At 72.4% G+C, this 20,829-nt stretch carries 16 protein-coding genes; 12 read left to right on the top strand and 4 right to left on the bottom strand.

All coding sequences use genetic code 11. From position 1 onward, the window contains the following. Positions 1-6: 6 nt before the first annotated feature. From ACIP9D_RS20960 to ACIP9D_RS20935, 6 genes are read left to right on the top strand one after another with little or no spacing between them, the layout of a single operon-like run. Positions 7-897 carry a carbohydrate ABC transporter permease gene (locus tag ACIP9D_RS20960; RefSeq protein WP_350873707.1) on the top strand — a complete coding sequence of 297 codons (891 nt, stop codon included), beginning with the start codon at positions 7-9 and terminating at the stop codon, positions 895-897. Continuing rightward, positions 897-2,072 (top strand): ABC transporter ATP-binding protein, encoded by a 1,176-nt coding sequence (locus tag ACIP9D_RS20955; RefSeq protein WP_350873706.1) that lies wholly within the window; start codon positions 897-899, stop codon positions 2,070-2,072. Before ACIP9D_RS20960 ends, ACIP9D_RS20955 begins: the two co-directional genes overlap by 1 nt. A 2-nt stretch (positions 2,073-2,074) precedes the next feature. Beyond that, positions 2,075-3,283, top strand: a complete 1,209-nt coding sequence (locus tag ACIP9D_RS20950; protein ID WP_350873705.1) for a CehA/McbA family metallohydrolase — start codon at positions 2,075-2,077, stop codon at positions 3,281-3,283. Next, entirely contained in the window at positions 3,274-4,185 is a 912-nt protein-coding gene (locus tag ACIP9D_RS20945) for a sugar phosphate isomerase/epimerase (RefSeq protein WP_350873704.1), read from the top strand. The genes ACIP9D_RS20950 and ACIP9D_RS20945 overlap by 10 nt, the downstream gene beginning before the upstream one ends. Then, a complete protein-coding gene (locus ACIP9D_RS20940; RefSeq protein WP_350873703.1) occupies positions 4,182-5,330 on the top strand; it encodes a Gfo/Idh/MocA family oxidoreductase in 1,149 nt (382 codons plus the stop codon). Before ACIP9D_RS20945 ends, ACIP9D_RS20940 begins: the two co-directional genes overlap by 4 nt. Next, complete coding sequence (locus ACIP9D_RS20935; RefSeq protein WP_350873702.1) at positions 5,327-8,071, top strand: hypothetical protein; 2,745 nt, start codon at positions 5,327-5,329, stop codon at positions 8,069-8,071. Before ACIP9D_RS20940 ends, ACIP9D_RS20935 begins: the two co-directional genes overlap by 4 nt. A 149-nt stretch (positions 8,072-8,220) precedes the next feature. On the opposite strand, the gene ACIP9D_RS20930 is transcribed toward ACIP9D_RS20935, so the two are convergent. The 4 genes from ACIP9D_RS20930 to ACIP9D_RS20915 all read right to left on the bottom strand — a co-directional run bounded on the left by ACIP9D_RS20930 (position 8,221) and on the right by ACIP9D_RS20915 (position 13,664). Next, positions 8,221-9,597, bottom strand: a complete 1,377-nt coding sequence (locus tag ACIP9D_RS20930) for a permease prefix domain 1-containing protein (protein WP_350873701.1) — start codon at positions 9,595-9,597, stop codon at positions 8,221-8,223. Next, positions 9,594-9,959 (bottom strand): PadR family transcriptional regulator, encoded by a 366-nt coding sequence (locus ACIP9D_RS20925; protein WP_350873700.1) that lies wholly within the window; start codon positions 9,957-9,959, stop codon positions 9,594-9,596. The genes ACIP9D_RS20930 and ACIP9D_RS20925 overlap by 4 nt, the downstream gene beginning before the upstream one ends. 74 nt (positions 9,960-10,033) lie before the next feature. Beyond that, complete coding sequence (locus ACIP9D_RS20920) at positions 10,034-12,055, bottom strand: translation factor GTPase family protein (protein ID WP_350873699.1); 2,022 nt, start codon at positions 12,053-12,055, stop codon at positions 10,034-10,036. 256 nt (positions 12,056-12,311) lie between these two features. Beyond that, a complete protein-coding gene (locus ACIP9D_RS20915) occupies positions 12,312-13,664 on the bottom strand; it encodes a hypothetical protein (protein ID WP_350873698.1) in 1,353 nt (450 codons plus the stop codon). Between the two features lie 458 nt (positions 13,665-14,122). Here ACIP9D_RS20915 and ACIP9D_RS20910 point away from each other — a divergent pair, with 458 nt between their 5' ends. Genes ACIP9D_RS20910 through ACIP9D_RS20885 form a run of 6 tightly spaced genes read left to right on the top strand, consistent with a single transcriptional unit; the run spans position 14,123 to position 20,805 of the window. Next, the gene (locus tag ACIP9D_RS20910) at positions 14,123-15,169 is read left to right on the top strand and encodes a LacI family DNA-binding transcriptional regulator (RefSeq protein ID WP_350873697.1); all 1,047 of its coding nucleotides are present in this window, start codon (positions 14,123-14,125) and stop codon (positions 15,167-15,169) included. Between the two features lie 38 nt (positions 15,170-15,207). Further along, positions 15,208-16,803 carry an FAD-dependent oxidoreductase gene (locus ACIP9D_RS20905; protein WP_350873696.1) on the top strand — a complete coding sequence of 532 codons (1,596 nt, stop codon included), beginning with the start codon at positions 15,208-15,210 and terminating at the stop codon, positions 16,801-16,803. 21 nt (positions 16,804-16,824) lie between these two features. Next, the gene (locus tag ACIP9D_RS20900) at positions 16,825-18,108 is read left to right on the top strand and encodes a sugar ABC transporter substrate-binding protein (protein WP_350873695.1); all 1,284 of its coding nucleotides are present in this window, start codon (positions 16,825-16,827) and stop codon (positions 18,106-18,108) included. A gap of 12 nt (positions 18,109-18,120) precedes the next feature. Continuing rightward, a complete protein-coding gene (locus ACIP9D_RS20895) occupies positions 18,121-19,071 on the top strand; it encodes a sugar ABC transporter permease (RefSeq protein WP_350873694.1) in 951 nt (316 codons plus the stop codon). Next, positions 19,061-19,903: a carbohydrate ABC transporter permease gene (locus tag ACIP9D_RS20890; protein WP_350873693.1), complete on the top strand. Its 843-nt coding sequence runs from the start codon at positions 19,061-19,063 to the stop codon at positions 19,901-19,903. The genes ACIP9D_RS20895 and ACIP9D_RS20890 overlap by 11 nt, the downstream gene beginning before the upstream one ends. Next, positions 19,900-20,805: an ROK family protein gene (locus ACIP9D_RS20885; RefSeq protein ID WP_350873692.1), complete on the top strand. Its 906-nt coding sequence runs from the start codon at positions 19,900-19,902 to the stop codon at positions 20,803-20,805. The genes ACIP9D_RS20890 and ACIP9D_RS20885 overlap by 4 nt, the downstream gene beginning before the upstream one ends. The last annotated feature ends 24 nt before the right edge of the window (positions 20,806-20,829 follow it).

The following is a 20,829-nucleotide window of genomic DNA, read 5'->3' as shown; positions in this document are numbered from 1 at the left end:
GCCGGCATGAGCACCGCGACCGGCACCGCGACCGCGGCGCGGACCGCGACCGAGCCGACGAGCGACGGGCCGCGCATCGTGGTCCGACACGTGCTCGCCCGGATCGCGCGCTACGTCTTCCTCTGCGCCGTCCTCGGGTTCTTCGCCCTGCCGCTGCTCTGGCTGGCCACCGCCCCGTTCGACGACACCCCGACGATCACCGCCTCGCTGCCGCGGTTCACCCTGGACAACTTCCGCGCCCTGCTCGACAACCCGTACGCGCTCGGCTCGCTGCTCAACTCGGTCTACCTGGCCGCCGGCACCGCCGCGCTGGTGGTGACGTTCGCGGCGCTGGCCGCGTACGCGCTGAGCCGGGTCCGGGTGCCCGGCCGGGACGCGCTTCTCTACGGGCTGCTGCTGCTCTCCTCGATCGTCACCGGCACCGCCACCATGGTGCCGCTGTTCGAGCTGGCCGACCGGCTGCACCTGATCGACTCCCGGCTCGGCGTCATCCTGATCCTCAGCGGTGGGCTGCTGCCGGCGGCGATCTTCATCCTGAAGGACTTCATGGACGCCACGCCGACGTCCTACGAGGAGTCTGCCCGGGTCTTCGGCGCCAGCCCGCTGCAGATCATGCGGCACATCGTGGTGCCGCTGGTCCGCCCCGGGCTGGCCACCGTCGGCGTGTGGGCGGTGGCCAACGTCTGGGGCAACTTCCTGGTGCCGTACCTGCTGCTGCGCGGGCCCGACAAGGCTCCGGCCGCGGTGATCATGTACACCCTCTACACCGAGGGCGGCCAGGCCGACCTGCGGCTGCTCTCCACCTTCTCACTGCTCTACTCGCTGCCGGTGGCGCTCATGTTCGTCTTCGTCAGCAGCCGGTACGGATTCCGCTTCCACGGAGGGATCAAGCGCTGATGTCCGCCATCGCCATGCGCGCACTGACCAAGGTCTACCCCAACGGGGTACGCGCCCTGGACGCCCTCGACCTGGAGATCGCCGACGGCGAGTTCTTCGCCCTGCTCGGCCCGTCCGGCTGCGGCAAGACGACCCTGCTGCGCACCATCGCCGGGCTGGAGCTCGCCTCCAGCGGCAGCGTGCACATCGGCGACCGCGAGGTCACCAACCTGCCGCCCGGAAAGCGGGACGTGGCGATGGTCTTCCAGGACTACGCGCTCTTTCCGCACATGACCGTGCAGGAGAACATCGCCTACCCACTGCGGATCAAGAAGATGGACCGCCGCAGCCGCGGCGACAAGGCCGCCGAGACCGCCGACGAGCTGGGCCTCTCCGCGCTGCTGGACCGCCGTCCCGGGCAACTCTCCGGCGGGCAGCAGCAGCGGGTCGCGCTCGCCCGGGCGATGGCCTGCCACCCCCAGGTCTTCCTGCTCGACGAGCCGTTGTCCAACCTGGACGCGCGGCTCCGGCTGGAGGCCCGGACCTTCCTCAAGCGGCTGCAGCGCGAACTCGGCGTCACCACCGTCTTCGTCACCCACGACCAGGCCGAGGCGCTCGCCCTGGCGGACCGGATCGCCGTCATGGAGGGCGGCCGCATCCGGCAGGTCGGCACGCCCACCGAGGTGTTCCGTCGCCCGGCCAACACCTTCGTCGCCGGCTTCATCGGCTCCACCCCGATGAACCTCATCGACGCCGAGGTGCACGAAGGTCAGCTGTCCGTCGCCGGCGCCCGGCTGCCGATCCCCGACGACGCCCCGGTGACCGACGGCGAGAAGCTCGTCTACGGGGTACGCCCCGAATACCTCGACCACTCCCCCGACCCCGCGCCGGGCGCGCTGCAGGGGGAAGTGGTCGTCGTCGAGAACCTCGGCAGCTTCTCGCTGGTCTCCCTCGACGTGGCCAGCGGCGGAGCAGCCGACGGCTCGGGTGCGGGCGCGGCGGGCGGGCCGATCCGGGCCGCCGGCACCAGCGTCCAGGTCGTGGTGCCCGAGGGGCGGGAACCGGCACCGGGCGACACCGGCTGGGTGGTGCCCCGGCCCGGCCGGTCACTGCTCTACCGGGACGGGGAACTGGTCACTCCCGCGGCGGCGCCGGCCGTACCCGCCGCCCGGACCGCCGCCGCCGCGGAGCGTTGACCATGGTGGCGCACCGGGGCCGCTGGACGCTGACGGACCGCGCCGAGAGCGTGCTGCGCACCCTGCCAGTCACCGTGGCACCGGGCACCGCCGCGCTCACCGTCCGCCTCGACTATCCCCGGGGGGCCGGGGTGCTCGACCTGGGCTGCGTCGGGCCGGCCGGCTTCCGTGGCTGGTCCGGCGGCGCCCGCGACAGCTACACGGTGGCCGCCGACTGGGCCACCCCCGGCTACCTGCCCGGCGAGCTGGAGCCCGGCGAGTGGCAGGTGCTGCTCCGGCTGCACCGCATCCCGCCCGACGGGCTCAGCTACGAGGTCACCGCCACCACCAGCGCCAGCGCGCCGCCCGAGCCCTCCGTGCCGCCGGCCCCACCCCGCCCACAGCGCCCGCCCCGCCGGAGCCTGCCCGAGGTGAACGGCCGCCGATGGCTCGCCGGTGACCTGCACGCGCACACCGTGCACAGCGACGGCGCGAGCACGATCGACGAGCTGGCCGCCCTGGCCGCCGGTCGCGGCCTGGACTTCCTCGCCGTCACCGACCACAACACCGTCAGCCACCACCCGTGGCTGCCCGCCGCCTCGGCCCGCTACGACATCACCCTGGTCCCCGGCCAGGAGGTGACCACCGACCGGGGCCACGCCAACGTCTTCGGTCCGGTCGGCTGGGTCGACTTCCGCCAACCACCGGACGAGTGGGCGGCCGCCGCGGACCGGGGCGGTGGGCTGATGTCGGTCAACCACCCGCTCGGCGGCGACTGCGCCTGGCGGCAACCGCTGAGCACCCCCACCCGACTCGCCGAGATCTGGCACTCCGGCTGGTGGGACCGCACCTGGGGCGCCCCGCTGGCCTGGGCCCGGGCGTGGCGACCGGACGTCGTACCGATCGGCGGCAGCGACTACCACCGCCCCGGCGACGACGCCGCGCCCGGCTCCCCCACCACCTGGCTGCTGGTCGACGACGACCAGCCGACCGGTACGGCCGTGCTCGACGCGCTGCGCGCCGGTCGTACCGCCGTCTCCGCCGACCCCGACGGGCCGCTGCTGCTGCGCCTCGGTGACGAGCTGCTGGCGCTCGACGCGGACGGCGCGCTGCTCGGCTACCCCGACGGCAGTCACCGCGTGGTCCACGGCGACCGGTGCCGGCTGCCCGCCGGCGACGGCCTGCACGTCCTGGAATCCCACCGCATGGAGGTGATCGCACTGTGCAGCTGACCGGACGAACCAGGGTGGCCGGCGCACCGGTCAACCACGGCATCTACCAGCCGGACGACAGAGAGCTGGGCCCGGACGACCTGCTCGGCGCGCTGGCCCGGGACGGCTACGACGGGATCGACTCCGGGCCGATCGGCTACCTCGGCACCGGCGAGGACCTGACCCACCGGATGCGGACGGCCGGCCTCGGTCTCGCCGGCGGCTGGGTCGACCTGCGCTACGGCGACCCCGACGGGTTCGCCGCAGATCTGGCCCAACTCGACGCGGCGCTCGACGCGTTCACCGCCGTACCCGTCGACGACCAGCGCTTCGCGCCCCGGCCCACCCTCGCCTGCCCGGGCAATCCGGCCCGGATGGCCCGACCCGGCATCCCGACCGACCTGACCTCGGCGCTGCCGGCGAGCGCCTGGCCGGACTTCGCCGCCCGCGTGCAGCAGGCCGCCGACCGCTGCCGCGACCGCGGCCTGGAGCCGGTGTTCCACTACCACCTCGGCACCGACGTGGAGACCGAGGCCGAGGCCGACCGGCTGCTGGAACTCACCGACATCGCGGTCTGCCTGGACACCGGGCACCTGCTGCTGGCCGGCGGCGATCCGGTCGCGGCGGCCCGCCGGTGGGCCGGACGGATCGGCCAGGTGCACCTGAAGGACGCCGACCTGGCCATCCACGAGCGGGTCCGGGCGGCCGGCGGCGGCCTGGCCGACATGGTGGCCGCCGGCGGGTTCTGCCCGCTCGGCGCCGGCGACGTCGACTTCGCCGGGGTGTTCGCCGGGCTCGACGCGATCGGCTACACCGGCTGGCTGGTCATCGAACAGGACGCCCCCGCGCAGGGGCGCGACCTCGACCGCACGGTGGCCGACCAGAGCGCCAACCGGCGCTGGCTCGAAGCCGCGCTGCGATGACCGAGCCGGGCAAGCGGATCCGGATCGCGGTGGCCGGGCTCGGCATCATCGCCCGCACGGTGCACCTGCCGCTGCTGCAACGCCGCGCCGACCTGTTCGAGATCGTCGCCCTCGGCGACCTCTCCCCCGGCCGGGTGGCTGAGCTGGGCGGCCGGTACGGCGTCGAGCCGGGCCGCCGGTACACCGACGCCGAGGCGATGCTGGCCGACGGCGGGTACGACGCGGTGCTGCTGGCGACCTCCGGCTCGCACGGCGAACTCGCCGCGCAGGCCCTGCGCGCCGGCCTGCCGGTGCTCTGCGAGAAGCCACTCGCCTACACCCTCGCCGAGGCGGACCGGCTGGCGGAGCTGGGCGGCGGGGCGTCGACGCTGATGGTCGGCTACATGAAGCAGTACGACCCGGCGGTCGCCGAGGCCGCCCGGCTGCTCGACGAGCTCGGCGGCGCGCAGCGGGTGCACGCGGTGGAGGTGACCGTCCTGCACGCCGGCGGCGAGCGGCAACTGGCCTTCGCCAACCTGCCGCCGGCGCCCGGCGACGTGCCGCCGGCCGAGGCGGCCCGGCTCCGGACGGCGGACTCGGCGCTGCTCGACGCGGCGGTCGGCGGTGACGCCGGCGCGCGCACCCTCTACCAGATCCTGATCAACAGCGTCTGCCACGACCTGTCGCTGCTGCGGCTGCTCACCGGTCCGCCGGCCACGGTGGAGCACGTCGCTGCCTGGTCGGCGACCCCGGACCTGCCGGTCGAACCGTCGGTGGAGGTCAGCGGAGCACTGCCGGGCGGGGCACGCTACGGCATCCGCTGGCTCAACCTGCCCGACTACCCGGCCTACCGCGAGACGGTGACCCTGCACCACTCTCGCGGCTCACTGGAACTGGTCTTCCCGTCGCCGTACCTGCTCAACGCGCCCACCACGCTCACCGTGGTCGACGCGCACGGCGACGGCGAGCGGCGGGCGGTGTTCCGGTCCGTCACCGAGGCGTTCGAGCAGGAGTTGGTCGCCTTCCACGCGATGGTCACCGCCGGGGTGGCGCCGCTGAGCGGGCTCGCCGAGGGCGCGGCCGACGTACGGACCAGTCAGCAGGTGGTGCGCCGCTACGGTCAGCTGACCGGCGCGGCGATCAGCGGAGAGGCGGCGAGCGGATGACGCGACCGACCGAGATCATCGTGGTGCCGCACACCCACTGGGACCGGGAGTGGTACGAGCCTTTCCAGCGGTTCCGGCTGCGGCTGGTGGCCCTGCTCGACGAGGTGTTCGAGCGGATGGCGCGCGACGACCGGCAGCGCTTCACCCTGGACGGGCAGCTCGCCGCGGTCGACGACTACCTGGAGGTCCGCCCGGAACGGCGCGAGCAGGTGATCGCGCTGGTACGTGCCGGCCGGCTCGCCGTCGGCCCGTGGCAGATCCTGCTCGACGAGTTCCTCTGCTCCGGGGAGAACATCGTCCGCAACCTGGAGCGCGGCCTGGCCCGCAGCGCCGACCTGGGTGGCGCCATGCCGGTCGGCTACCTGCCCGACATGTTCGGCCACATCGCCCAGATGCCGCAGCTCCTGGCCCGGGCCGGTCTGGCCCACGCCTGCGTGTTCCGCGGCGTCCCGCAGCAGGTGCGCGCCCACGCCTTCGCCTGGCAGGCGCCGGACGGCACCAGCGTCCGCACCGAGTACCTGCCCGGCGGATACGGCAACGCGGCCGGCCTGATGGACGACGCCGCCCTGGTCACCCGCCGCGCCACCGACCTGGCCGCGCGACTGACCGGATGGCGTCCCGACGGTGGCGCGTCTCCGATCCTCGCCATGTACGGCACCGACCACGCCGCGCCCGCCCCGAACGCCCCCGACCTGCTCGCCGGGGCGGACGTCGACGGCGTGCGGCTGCGCCTCGGCACCCTCGCCGAGTACTTCGCCACCCAGCCGAGCACCGTCGACGGCCTGCCCGTGGTACGCGGGGAGCTGCGTTCGCACGCCCGGGCCAACATCCTGCCCGGCGTCATCTCGGTGCGCGCCCACCTCAAGCAGGCGATGGGCCGCGCCGAACGCCGGGTCGAGCGGTACGCCGAGCCGCTCGCCGCGCTCTGGCACGACCCGTCCGTCCAGCGCTTCCTGGACATGGCGTGGACGCGGCTCATCGACGCCAGCTGCCACGACTCGGTGACCGGGTGCGGCTGCGACGAGACCGCCGAGCAGGTCGCCGCCCGCCTCGCCGAGGCCGACCAGCTCGGCCGGGCGGTCTGCGACCTCGTCGGCGCCCGGCTCAGCGCCGCCGTGCCCCGCGACGGATACCTGATCTTCAACCCCAGTCCGACCCCCCGAACGGCGCTGGTGCGGCTCGACGTCGAGGCGCCCGCCGACGGCGTCGCGCTGGCCGGGCCGGACGGGCGGGAAGTGCCCGCCCAGGTCCTGGATCGGGCCCGTACGCTGCTCGCCGACGAGGTGGTGCCGGCCGGCGGCCTGCCCGCGGTGCTCACCCGGGTGCACGGCCGGGAACTCTACGGTCAGGAGGTCCGCCGGTGGTCGGTGTCGGCGGCCGACGCGACCCTCACCTTCGAGCTGGCCCGACAGGGCGACCCCGCCTTCGACGTGGAGGACGTCCGGCTGGCGCTCGCCGACGCCGGGCAGCCGGACCGGTGGCGGGTGCGCATCGTCGCCGCGCCCCGGGCCACGGTCGCGGCGCTGGTAGATGTCCCCGCGCTCGGCCACGTCGCGGTGCGGCCGGTGGCCGCCACCACCGGGGAACCCGCCGGGGCGACCACCCTCGTCGGCGAGCGGACCTTGGACAACGGGCTGCTCCGGGTCGACGTGGCCGAGGACGGCACGCTGCGCCTGTCCACTCCGGACGGAACGACCGTGGACGGGGTGGGTCGGCTGGTCGACGGCGGCGACGTGGGCGACAGCTACAACTACGCCCCGCCGGCCGTGGACGAGCTGGTCGACAAGCCCCGCGCGGTGCGGGTCGTACCGCGCCACCGGGGGCCGCTGGTCGCCGTCCTCGACGTGATCCGGGAGTACCGCTGGCCGGTGGCGGCCGACGTGGACGCGGGAACCCGGTCGGTCGACCGGGAGGCGATCGTGGTGACCACGCGGGTCGAGCTGCGCGCCGGCGAGCCGTTCGTCCGGCTCCGGGTCGAGTTCGACAACCGCTGCGACGACCACCGTCTGCGGCTGCATCTGCCGTTGCCGGCCCCGGCCTCCGCCTCCTTCGCCGAGGGGCAGTTCGCGGTGGTGGAGCGCGGGCTGACCGCGGAGGGTGGCGGCGGTGAGGTGCCGCTGCCGACGTTCCCGGCGTCCGGGTTCGTCGCCGCCGGCGGGCCGGCGGGGTCGCTGGCGGTGCTGCTCAACCAACCCACCGAGTACGAGCTGACCGACTCCGGGCGGGAGCTGGCCGTCACCGTGCTGCGGTCGATCGGGATGCTCTCGCGCAACGTGCACGCGCTGCGCGACGAGCCCGCCGGCCCGCAGCTGCCCATCCCGCAGGCGCAGTGCCGCGGCCAGCGCAGCGTGGAGCTGGCGGTGCTGCCCTTCCGTGGCGACTGGCACACCGCGGGCGTGACCGAGGCGACCGAGCGCTACCGGCACGAGCTGCTGGCCTTCCCCGGCACGGCCGAGGAGTCCGTCGCCCCGCCGGCCCCGGTCACCGGGCTGGCGGTGACCGGGCCGGGCGTCGCGCTGACCAGCGTCCGGGACCGGAACGGCCGGATCGAGGTGCGGATGGTAGCCGAGACTCCCGACGCCACCACCGCGGTGCTCGGGGCGGGCCGGGCGGTACGCGGCGCGAGCCGGGCCGACCTGCTCGGCCAGCCGGGTGACCGACTGACCGTCGACGCCGACGGCCTGGTGCGGTTGCCGCTGCGTGCCTGGGAGATCGCCACGGTGCAGCTCGACCTGGCCTGAGTGAGCAGGTGGCACCGCCTGCTCGACGGTGATGCGGCGCCCGGGCAGGCCGCATCACCGAGGTCCGGGGTCCACGGGGTCGTCGGTCCGAGTCCCGCCGTCCCGACGACGGTCGGAGGGAGTCACCCGGGCGCGGCGTCAGACCGGCCCTAGACGTAGCTGAACAACGGAGGAAAGACGAGGACCACGATCCAGGCCCACGCGGCGTACACCGGCAGGTAGCCGGTCTGCCAACGTTCGAGCGCCGCGAACGGCGTGCGCCGACGGATGAACGTCAGCAGGAGCCACGCCGACCACGCGAGGTTGACCAGCAGGATGACGTTCTCGCCGAGCGCGGCCGCCCTGTTGGGTGTACTGCCGTATTCGTCGGTGATGCGCCCGGTGATCTCCAGCAGCACCAACACGTCGATGGCCAACGCGCTGACCACGAGCGCGAGTTGGAGTTTGTCGAACGGGCCGGGTGGGGCCAGCGGATCGCGGGCCGAGAGCGAGTAGAGCAGCAGCCCCAGCACCACGACCAGCAGAAGGTCGAACAGGATCAGCGCTTCGCGCTCGACGTCGATGCCGTGGCTGGTCCAGACGACGGCGCCGAGGAAGGCCAGGAGGGCGGCTGTGAAGAGCGGGGTGAACAGCCGGGTGAGGACCGGCGCGATGTTCTCGACGACACTCTGCTTGGCCTCGACGAGCCATCCGGCCACGACGACCGCGGCCGCGGCGCCGCAGGGCAGGAGCCACTGGGAGATGAACTGCTCCGGGACGATCCCGATGGCCTCGAAGGTGTTGAACAGGAACGCGGAGAGCACGCCGCCGCCGAGGGCCATGAGTACGAGGTAGATGAACCACTCGCCGGTGAAGCGGATGAAGTCCATGCGTCGACGGGAGGATCGCCAGTCGTCGGCGACGTAGGCCAGACCGACCACGAGCCACAGGGCGATGGGGAGGTGGATGCCGGTGACGACCACGGACTGCGAGTCGTCCGCCAGGGGGTAGGCGTTGGCGGCGACAGCGCCGAGAGCGAACAGCGCCACCAGGATCGCGATCACTGGCCGCCGGGCTTCGCGGCGCCAGGCCAGGAACGCCGCGAGCCAGGGCAACGCGAACAGGGTGAAGTTCCGGGCGTAGAACGAGCCGTCGTCGTCAAAGCTCAGCCCGAACAGTGCTGGCACCTTGACGGACAGCACCGCGCCGGCCGCGCAGATGAGCATGGCCCACAGGTCCCGACGGGAGCGCGTGCCGGCGACCTGACTGCCGGCGTCGGCGGTCAGCACCAGCTGCTTCCACAGCCGTTCCGAGTGCTCCCGGGCGAACTCGCGGGAGAGTTCGTCGAGGCTGCCCATCCGTTTGACCGCGACCAGGAACGCCTCGTCCGGGCTCAGGCCTGCCGCGACGAGCTCGTCGACGGAGCCGCGGAGGTGGTCTTCGAGCTCGTCGGCGTCCGACGGTTGCAGTTCCCTGCGGCGGAGCACGTACTGGCGCCACTGCTGGAACTGCGCTTCCAACTCCTCCTGCCCGTCGTGGTTCGTCATGCGAGGCCCTCCAGCGGGTTCACCGTCAGCGGCACACGGTCCTGCCAGATCTCCTTGAGCGCGTCCACGACGGTGTCCCACTGCCGGCGCTGCTCGGCCAGCTCAGCCAGACCCTTGTCGGTGATGCGGTAGTACTTGCGCTTTCGCTCACCGGTGACCGACTGCCAGCTCGACTCCACATGACCGAGGCGCTCGAGCCGATGCAGCAACGGATAGAGCAGGCCCTCGGTCCAGTCCAGCTCGCCCCCGGACAGCTCGTTGATCCGCCTGAGGATGGCGTAGCCGTAGCTCTCGTCCTCGGCCAGGATGCCGAGCACCATCGGTGTCGCCGAGGCGGCCACCAGATCCTTGGCGACCTTCATAAGACCTCACCCCACTCCTACCCTAGAACTATGATGCATAGTACTGGCAGGTATTGCCCGGGCGCAACGGGCGATCATGTGCCCCCGCCGGCGGTATCCGCGATGCGGCGCGGCACCCGGCGGTTGACGGCCAGCAGGTACTGCTTGCGGTCGGTCGGATTCTGGTCCCACCGCGCCCGGACGGGCGGCTCGCCGCGGACCGGACGGTGGTGGTCGAAGGCCGACTCGAAGATTCCCTCACCGTGGGTCAGCGTCGGCAGCCGGCGCTCCACGGCACGCACCCGCCGCGCCGGGACCAACCCCTCGACGACGTACGCCTGCCCCAGCGCCGTGGTGGTGTGCGGCTCGGCGTCCAGCCGGGCCAACGCCGGCAGCAGGACGCTGAGCACGTCGGCCGGCGCCTCCAGCCGGAACCTGTGCACCGGTTCCTGCACCCGGGTGCCGGCGCATCTGAGCGCCGCGATCAGCACCAGTGGGGTGAGGTTGCGGAAGTCCCCGGCCGTACTGGACATGCTCTTGTCGAAGGTGCCGTGGGAGTGACTCTGCCGGGCATAGTAGCCGGCGTGGGTCATCGTGACGACGCAGTCGAGGACCTGCCAGCCGTACAGCCCCTGGCCCAGGGTCTCGCGCACGGTCTCCTCGACGGCGGTGAAGAAGGCCGGCGGCATCGAGCCACGCTCGACGCCGAGCCGGAACTGGACCCCGCTGCCGGTCTCTCCCGGCGCCACGCGCAGCCCCACGGTGGCCAGGAACGGGTTGGGTGCCACCCCGATCAGCTCGACCGCGCCGCCGGCGCCGACCGGCCGTTCGACGAACACGGTCGTCGTCTCCCGGAAGTCGACCGCCAGGCCGTACTCGTCGGCGAGCGTCGCCTGGAGCACCTCCTTCTGGACCTCCCCGTAGAGCGAGACTGTGATCTCCCGCCGCACCCCGTCGCGCCGCACGTTGATCAGTGGATCCTGCTCGGCCAACTCGCTGAGCGCGGCGTACAGCGCCATCTGGCTGGCGCCGTAGGCCGGCGCCACCACGGTCTCCAGGCTGGGCAGGGCGAAGTGCCGGACGCTCGCGCCGGCGCGCGCCCGCCCGACCGGGTCACCGATCCGGACATCCCCGAGACCGTGCAGCAGCGCGATCCGGCCGGCGGTCACCGCGTCGGCGCGTACGGTCGACCCGCGGTCGAAGACCTCGATCCCGGTCACCGTGGCGACCCGTCCCGCTGCGACGGGCAGCCGGTCCCGGATCCGGACCGTCCCGGCGAAGAGCCGGACGTAGGCGGTCTTCTCGCCGGACGGGCTCCGCTCCACCTTGAAGACCGTGCCGGACGTCGGGCCCCCCGCATCCGGCTCGGCCGCGGGCAGCAGCTCGGTCAGTCCGCCGATCAGCGACGCCACGCCCGCGCCGGTGATCGCGGAGCCGGCGAACACCGGGTGTACGGCTGCCTGTCGGCTCTGCGCGGCGAGCGCGCCGCGCAACCGCTGGCCGGTCAGTCGCCCCTCGTGCTCGACGTACTCCGCCAGCAGCCCGTCGTCGCCGGCGGTGAGCAGATCGCGTAGCTCTCGGGTGAAGGCCGGGTCGCCGTCGGCGTGGGGAACGAAGCGGGCTTCGCCGGTGCCCGCCGTGGGGACGGTACCGATCGCCACCACCGACGAGGTCAGCCGCTCGCCGATGTCACGCAGCACCCGCTCCGGGTCCGCGCCGGCCCGGTCGATCTTGTTGATGAAGATCAGGGTCGGTAGCCGCAGGCGACGCAGCGTACGCATCAGCACCCGGGTCTGCGCCTGCACACCCTCGACCGCGGACACCACGAGTACGACGCCGTCGAGCAGGTCGAGGACGCGTTCCACCTCGGCGATGAAGTCCGGGTGGCCCGGGGTGTCGATGAGGTTGACGGTCACCCCGTCGACGACGAACGAGGCGACGGCGGAGCGGATGGTGATGCCGCGCTGCCGCTCCAGCGCCAGGGAGTCGGTCCGGGTGGTGCCGTCGTCCACACTGCCGATCTCGTCGATGACGCCGACGTCGTGCAGCAGGCGCTCGGTCAGGCTGGTCTTGCCGGCGTCAACATGCGCGAGGATCCCGACATTCAAGGTTTTCACGAAGCGTCATGTCCTTCGGGTAGATGAGCATTCCCAGCTGGTTGGACATGAACGCAGCGCGCATCTCTGTTACCTCTCCGGTCGGTTCGTGGTGACCCACCCAGTCGACCAGCCGGCCTTCCAGCTCGGCAACCGAATAAGCCGAACGGGTTGGCTCACGGCCCCGGGTTGCGACAGGCGCGGTCCCGAGCACGCCGCTCGGGGTGCTCGGGACCGCGGCAGGCCAGGCGACACCGGGGTGCCGCGGGCCGGTCGATCAGTCGTTGCCCTGGTCGTGCGGCACGGTGACGGTCACCGTGCAGCCGACCGGACGGCCGATCTCGTCGTGTCCGGCGTAGGTCAGGGTGTAGACCCGGTCCCCGCCGCCGGACCGTTCCGCGCGGAGCTGACCGCCGAGGTCGGCGGTGCCGACGGTGAAGCCCCGGACGTCCGCCGCGTCGCCGCCGGTCACGCCGGTCAGGGCGAACGCGCGCGGGCCGAGCACCCCGTCCGGGAGGTCAGCGGTCACCGTGACGTCGACGAGTTTGTGGTTCGGCGGCCACAGGACCGGCCGGTCCACCGCGCAGTCCAGCTGCCGGCTCGGCAGCGGCTCGGGCAGGGCGGCCACCGCGTGCCCGATCGTCGCGGTGAGCCGGCCACCGGCCTCGTAGTACATGTGCGCGGTGCGGCCGTCGAAGTAGAACGTCGGTGCGGCCGACCTGCCCAGGTCCGGGGCGACGTCCATCGAGTCGTGCACGACGCCGAGGTGGACCTCCTGGTCGAAGTTCTCCCCGACGTCCACGGCGTGCATGTTGCCGTCGGCGGCGTGGAAGATCACCAGGTTGCGGTCCTGCCAGCGCAGGAAGAACGGGCCCGACGCGTTCGGGCCCTCGCTGCCCTGCGGGGTGATCAGCGGCTCGGGCTGGATCGTCCAGGTCCGTGCGTCCGGGGACACCGCCCAGCGGATACGCCGGGACACCGGACCGGTCGGTCCGGGCAGCGCCGCCGTCGGGTTGTCCATGAAGACCATCAGGTACCGGCTGCCCAGCCGCGGCACCGACTGCTCGAAGACCCGGGCGTAGGAGGTCTCCCCACCGGTGGTGGCGTCCCGGCTCACCGCGGTGCCGCCGTAGTCGAAGTGGATGCCGTCCGCGGAGGTGGCGTAGCGCGTGATCGAGTTCTCGCCGTGGAAGTAGAGGAAGAGCTTGTCCTCGCCCTCGACCCAGACCGCGTGCGGCGAGGAGACGTGGCTGACCGTCGAGTAGTGCGGCAGCCAGGTGTTGCCGACCAACGGGTTGGCCGCGTACTCGGTCCACGGGCCGTCGATCGAGTCGGCGTAGGCCAGGGAGATTCCGCCGGGCCGCTCGTGGGGGGCGTAGTACAGGTAGTAGGTGCCGAGCGGGTCGGGGAAGTAGTCCGCGGCCCGGATGACGCTCGGGAAGATGAACTCGTTGGTCGGGTTGTAGGCGAGGGCGGCCTTGTCGAACGCGGTGCCCACGTAGCTGAACCGGGGGAAGTCGATTGCGGCCTGTTCCGCGGTGGCGGGCGTGCCGGCCACGGCGGCGACCAGCAGACCGGCGCCGACCGCCGCGCCGATGCGGCGGGGCGATGAGACAGGTGTTCTCGTCATACGTCTTCCTGTTCTCGGGACGGGTCCCGGCCGGGGCGGACGGCCGGGTGTTGCTCGCGCCGACCGGTCCGTGCGGCTTGGGTCCGGCCGGCGACAGTGGACGTTCCGGGCTGGTTCGGCTGGTCACCCGGGCACCGCAACGGTGACATTCGGTGATGCGCGCAGCGGTCAGCGCCCGGAGATCGGTACCGATCCGGCGTGGTAATACGTATTAGCAATGGTGTTAGTCGAATGTTGCTCGTCATCGGGGGCGGCTGTCAAGAGCGCCCGGGAAGGCGGCGCCGATGAAGCGCCGAACGGTCGAGCAGCCGGCCGGCGCTACGGCTAATACGCATTACTCCCGGGTGTTCATCTCGGCGAAATCTCAGTTCACCCTCTTGACACAGGCCGGGACCGGCGGCCAAGCTCCTCCCTACACCGAGCGCTAATGCGTATTAGCGCCGCCGGAAGGATCCCCCGTGACCGCTACTCCCCGACGAGTCACTCAGCGTGATATCGCACGGTTGGCCGGCGTCAGCCAGGCGACCGTGTCCCTGGTGCTCAACAACCGGGCCGACGCCGATGTGCGCATCGCCCCGGAGACCCGGGACCGCGTGTTGCGGGCGATCGCCGAGACGGGCTACGCCGCCGACCCGGTCGCCCGCCGCCTCGCCTCGCGCTTCAACCGCATCATCGGCGTCTTCACCTACGAGCCTGCCTTTCCCAGTGGCAGCCGGGACTTCTTCCACCCGTTCCTGCTCGGCATCGAGGAGTACGCCGAGCGGGTCGGCTGCGACCTGCTGCTCTTCACCAGCGCGCCGGTGGTCGACGGCCGACGCAGAATCTTCCATCAGGACAACCGGCTGCGCCTGGCCGACGGGTGCATCCTGCTCGGCCGGGAGATCGACGGAGCGGAGCTGCACCGACTCAACCGGGACGGCTACCCGTACGTGGCGGTCGGCCGTCGCGACGACGCCGGCGGTCCGGTGCCGTACGTCGGAGCCGACTACGGCTCCGCCGTCGGCCAGCTGGTCGAGCTGGCCCTCGCCCGCGGCCACCGCCGGCTGACCTACCTGAGCATGGGCACCACCGCCGAGTCGTCGCAGGACCGGCACCGCGGATACGTCGCGGCGGCGACCGCCGCGGAGAGCGCCCGCCACCGGCCGGCCACCGCCGAGGACGCCGACGCGATCCTCGACGATCTGCTCGCCGAGGGGAGCACCGTCGCCTTCGCCGAGGACTTCGCCACCGCGGTCGCGCTGGAGCGGGCGGCCCGGCGACGCGGGTTGACCGTGCCCGGCGACCTGTCGCTGCTGACCCTTGGCGACCCGACCGTCCCCGTCCCGACGGACCTGGCCTTCACCGGCTTCCGGATTCCGCGCGAGGAGATGGGCCGGCAGGCGGTCGAGGTGCTGGCCAACGTCATCGACGGCAGCGCCAGCGGGCTCCAACAGCGACTGCTGCCCTGTGAACTCGTCGAGGGGGACACCCTCGGCGCCCCCGGACCGGCGGTCGGCCGCCGCTGAGCGGCGATCGCGCAACTGGAAGGAAGCAAGTGGTACAGATGCGTGCGGACGTCCTCGTCATCGGTGGCGGGCTGGGCGGCGTCGCGGCGGCTCTCGCCGCTGCCCGCGCCGGCCGGTCCGTCATCCTGACCGAGGAGTTCGACTGGCTCGGCGGGCAGCTCACCAGCCAGGCCGTCCCACCGGACGAGCACTCCTGGATCGAGCAGTTCGGCGCCACCGCGAGCTACCGGGCCCTGCGCAACGGGATCCGGGACTACTACCGACGGCACTACCCGCTCACCGAGCGGTCCCGCGGCTGGACCGACCTCAACCCCGGCGCCGGCTGGGTCAGCCGGCTCTGCCACGAGCCCCGGGTCGCGGTCGCCGTCCTCGAGGGCATGCTCGCGCCGTACCGCGGGTCCGGGCGGCTCACCGTGCTGCAGCCGTACCGGCCGGTCGCCGTGGCGACCGACGGGGACCGGGTCGTCGGGGTCACCGTGGCGCACCGCGACCGGGACGAGCGGATCGACCTCACCGCGCCCTACGTGCTGGACGCCACCGAGGCCGGCGACCTGCTGCCGCTCTCCGGCACCGAGTACGTCACCGGGTTCGAGTCGCAGGCCCAGACCGGCGAGCCGAGCGCGCCGGCCGAGGCGCAGCCGATGAACATGCAGGCGGTCTCGGTCTGTTTCGCCATCGACCACGTCGACGGCGACCACACCATCGACCGCCCGGCCGACTACGACTTCTGGCGCGACTACAAGCCGGACTTCTGGGGCGACCGCCTGCTCTCCTGGCGCTCCCCGCACCCGCGCACCCTGGAGATCGTCGAACGCAGCTTCACCCCCAACCCCGACGACGACCCGCTGACCGTCAACGCCGACCAGCGGCTCAGCCCCGGAGACGGCAACCTGTGGACGTTCCGCCGGATCGCCGCCCGGCGCAACTTCACCGCCGGGGCGTACGGCAGCGACATCACCCTGGTCAACTGGCCGATGATCGACTACTTCGAGGGCCCGGTCATCGACGTGCCGAACGCGTCCTGGCACCTGGCCAAGGCGCGCGAGCTCTCCTACTCGGTCCTCTACTGGCTGCAGACCGAGGCGCCGCGCCCGGACGGCGGCACCGGGTTTCCCGGGCTGCGACTGCGCGGCGACGTCACCGGCAGCCGGGACGGCCTGGCCCAGGCGCCGTACATCCGGGAAGCACGCCGGATCCGCGCCGAGTACACGGTGGCGGAGCAGGACCTCTCCCTGGACGTACGCGGCGAGCACGGCGCCGTGCACTACCCGGACGCGGTCGGGGTCGGGATGTACCGCATCGACCTGCACCCGTCCACCGGCGGCGACAACTACATCGACGTCGGCTCCTGCCCGTTCGAGATCCCGCTCGGCGCGCTGATCCCGCAGCGGGTGGAGAACCTGCTGCCGGCCGGCAAGAACATCGGCACCACGCACATCACCAACGGCAGCTACCGGCTGCACCCCGTCGAGTGGAACGTCGGCGAGGTCGCCGGGCTGCTCGCCGACTTCTGTCTGGCGCGAGGCGAGTCCCCGCGCGCGGTCCGCAGCACCCCCCGCCTGCTGGCCGACTTCCAGGACCGCATCTCGTCGGCCGGCGTGGAGCTGCGCTGGCCGGCGATCGCGGGCTACTGAACCCCCGGTGAGGAGATGATTGTGAAACCAGGAAAGAGCCTGCGGCTCACCGCCGCGGCGCTGGCCGGTGTCCTTGCGCTGTCCGCCTGTGGTGGTGGTGACCAGGCCGGCGACGACGGCCCGGCCAGCCTCCGGATGACGGTGTGGTCGGCCAACGAGGCGCATCTCAAGCTGCTCAACGAGATCGCCGACGAGTACCGCAAGAGCCACCCGGACGTCAGCGCGATCAAGTTCGACCCGCTGCCCTTCGAGAACTACACCACGACGCTGACCACTCAGATCGCCGGCGGTAACGCCCCCGACCTGGCCTGGGTGTTCGAGAACTCGGCCCCCGACTTCGTGAGCTCCGGCGCGCTGCTCCCGCTCGACGACACGCTCAAGAAGGCCGAGGGTTACCAGTACGAGGACCTCTCCCCCGCCACGCTGAAGCTCTGGCAGGACGGCGGCAAGCTCTACGCGTACCCCTTCTCCACCTCACCGTTCGGCGTCTTCGTCAACACCGACCTGCTCAAGAAGGCCGGCCAGAAGACGCCCGCAGAGCTGATCGCCGCGGGGCAGTGGACCTGGGACGCCGCGCTCGCCGCGGCCGGCGCCACGCAGCGCGCGACCGGCAAGGCGGGGCTGGTGATCCGGGACTTCGACTACAAGGGCTGGGACAACCTCTCCACCTTCTGGGCCGGCTGGGGTGCGCAGGCGTGGAGCGAGGACGGCAAGTCCTGCGGCTTCGCCGCCCCGGAGATGGTCGAGGCGATGACCACCCTGCACAAGGCGATCTTCACCGACAAGGCGCTGCCCGGGCCGGGCACCACCGCGGACTTCTTCGCCGGTGACGCGGCCATGACCATCACGCAGATCTCCCGCGCCTCGCTGTTGAAGGACGACGGCTTCGCCTGGGACCTGGTCCCGCTGCCGGCCGGGCCGAAGGGCCCCTACGCGGTGGTCGGCCAGGCCGGCATCGGTGTGCTGAAGAAGAGCCCGCACGCGGACGCGGCGGCCGACTTCCTCGCCTTCCTCACCAACCCCACCAACTCGGCGAAGCTCGCCCAGTTCTTCCCGCCGCCGCGGCAGTCCCAGCTGACCGCGGAGACCCTGGGCAAGACGAACCCGAAGCTCAAGCCCGAGCAGCTGCAGAAGGTGGTCGTCGACGGCATCACCAGCGGCGTCGTGAAGCCGAGCCACGCCGGGCAGGCCGAGCTGAGCCAGCAGGTGCGCGCCAGCCTCGACCCGCTGTGGAAGCCGGACGCGGATGTGAAGGCCGTCCTGGACGGCGTCTGCGCCAAGATCCAGCCACTGCTGGCGAAGTAGGGCAGTCGGATCATGTCCCAGACGGACACCAGGGTGGGCGGGGTCGAGGCCCCGCCCACCCTGGGCGGCGGGCGGCGGCCCTACTGGACAAGCCGCCGCCGCGACCAGCTCACCGGCTACCTCTTCATCGCGCCGCAACTGCTCGGCAGCGTGGTCTTCGTGATCCTGCCGCTGCTGCTGGTTGTCTGGTACAGCCTGCACGAGTGGAACGTGCTCGCCGGCACGTTCGACTTCGTCGGTGCCGACAACTACGCCGCCCTCGCCGACGATCCCAACCTCGGCTCTGTGCTACGGGCCACCGGGCTCTTCTCCGTGGGCCTGGTGGTGCTCAACCTCGGCCTGGCGCTGCTGCTCGCCGTACTGCTCAACCAGAAGCTGCGCGGCACCATCGTCTTCCGGACCCTGTTCTTCTCTCCCGTGGTCGTCTCCCTGGTGGCCTGGACCATCGTGTGGGGGTTCCTGCTGCAGGACAACGGCGGCCTCAACGGGCTGCTCGACACCGTCGGCGTGGACGGCCCGAACTGGCTGCGCGGCGAGGGCAGCGCCATGCTTTCGGTGATCGTCGTGCAGGTGTTCAAGAACGTCGGTCTGAACATGGTGCTGTTCCTGGCCGCCCTGCAGGGCGTCCCGGCGGAGCTGTACGAGGCCGCCGAGGTGGACGGGGCGAGCCGGCTGCGCCAGTTCTGGCGGATCACCGTGCCGCTGATCAGCCCGACGATCCTGCTCACCTCGATCATCACCGTGGTCGGCTCGCTGCAGGTCTTCGCGCAGATCGCGGTGCTCACCCAGGGCGGCCCGGGCACCTCCACCACGGTGCTCGTCTACTACCTGTACCAGCAGGCCTTCCAGTTCCACCACTTCGGCTACGGCGCGACCCTGTCGATCGTGCTCTTCGGCATCGTGCTCGCGCTCACCGTGCTGCAGTGGCAGATGCGCAAGAGATGGGTCTTCCATGAATCGTGACCTGTCGCCCCGGACCAAGCTGGTGCTCTACGGGGTGCTGCTGGTGCTGGCGATCCCGTTCGTCTTCCCGACCTGGTGGATGGTCACCTCGTCGCTCAAGCCGGTGTCGGACATCTTCGCCTTCCCTCCGCAACTCCTTCCGGTGAGTCCACGGCTCGACGCGTACCAGCGGGTGTTCGAGTTGCAGCCGTTCGGGCGGCAGTACCTGAACAGCCTCTACATCGCGCTGGTGGTCACCGTCGGCACGCTGGCGGTGTCCGCGCTCTCCGGCTACGCCTTCGCCCGGATCCGGTTCCGCGGCCAGAACGTGCTGTTCCTGGTCGTCCTCGCCGGCCTGCTCATCCCGAGCGAGGTGACGATCGTGCCGTTGTTCCAGATGTTCTTCAAGCTCAACCTGGTCGACACCCACTGGCCGCTGATCCTGGTGCCGATCCTCGGCGCTCCGAGCGTGCTGGCGACGTTCATCATGCGGCAGTTCTTCATCAGCCTCCCCGGGGAGTTGGAGGAGGCGGCCCGGGTCGACGGTCTCGGCCGGTTCGCCACCTTCTGGAAGATCGCCCTGCCGCTGTCCCGGCCCGCCCTGGGCGCGGTCGCCATCTTCACCTTCCTGCACAGCTGGAACCTCTATCTGGAGCCGATCGTGTTCCTCTCGTCACCGGAGAAGTTCACCCTGCCCCAGGCGCTCACCCAGTTCGTCGACGCCTACGGCGGGCCGATGTGGAACGTCCAGCTCGCCGCGGCGTCGATGACCGCGCTGCCGGTGCTGATCGTCTTCGTCATCGCCCAGAAGCAGTTCGTCGAGGGCCTGGCGCACACCGGCCTCAAGGGATGACCGGAGCCGCTCCCCTGGTCGGGCTCGACATCGGCGGCACCAAGACGCTCGCCGCGCTGGTCGGCCCGGGTGGCGAGGTGCTCGACCACCGTCGGGCGCCCACGCCCGCCCGATCCGGGCCGGCGGCGGTGCTGGACACCGCCGCGCGGCTCGCCGCGGACCTGCTCCCGGCGGCCGGGGCCGGACCGGTCGGGGTCGGCACGGCGGGCACGGTCGACCCGGCGACCGGCGTCATCCGGTACGCGACCGACAGCCTGCCGGGTTGGTCCGGCACGCCGGTCGCCGACGCGCTGGCCGACCGGCTCGGACGACCGGTCCGGGTCACCAACGACGTGAACGCGGCCGCGCTCGGCGAGTGCTGGGTCGGTGCCGGCCGGGGCAGCGATCATCTGCTGCTCGTCGCGGTCGGCACCGGCCTGGGCGGGGCGGTCGTGCGGGACGGCCGGATCGAGACCGGCGTCCGGGGCGCCGCCGGCGAGGTGGCCCACCTCCCGGCACCAGGCGCCGAGCGGCTGCGCTGCGGCTGCGGCCGGTACGGGCACCTGGAGGGGATCGCGTCCGGCAGCGGCCTGGCCGCGGCCTACACCGCCGAGACCGGCGTACGGGTCAGCGGGCGGGCGGTGGCCGAGCGCGCGGCGGCGGGCGATCCGGTGGCCGGCCTGGTGGTCGAGCGGGCGGGGGGTGTGCTCGGCCGCACCCTCGCCGGCCTGGTGGCCCTGCTGGACCCGGCGACGGTGCTGCTGGCCGGTGGCGCGGCCGGCGCCCTGCTGCCCGCCGCGCTGACCGCCTTTGCCGCGGACCTGCCGCCGGCCTGGGCCGAGGTGCCCCTGCGGCCGGCCGCGCTCGGCGAGCTGGCGGTCGCGATCGGGGCCGCCCGGCTCGCGATGGCCGGACAGCCGTGACGGCAACGGACGGTAGCCCGGCAC

The organism is Micromonospora sp. NPDC093243, from assembly GCF_044753725.1.
In the GTDB taxonomy this organism is placed as follows: domain Bacteria; phylum Actinomycetota; class Actinomycetes; order Mycobacteriales; family Micromonosporaceae; genus Micromonospora.
This window is presented reverse-complemented; position numbering and strand designations above follow the sequence as displayed.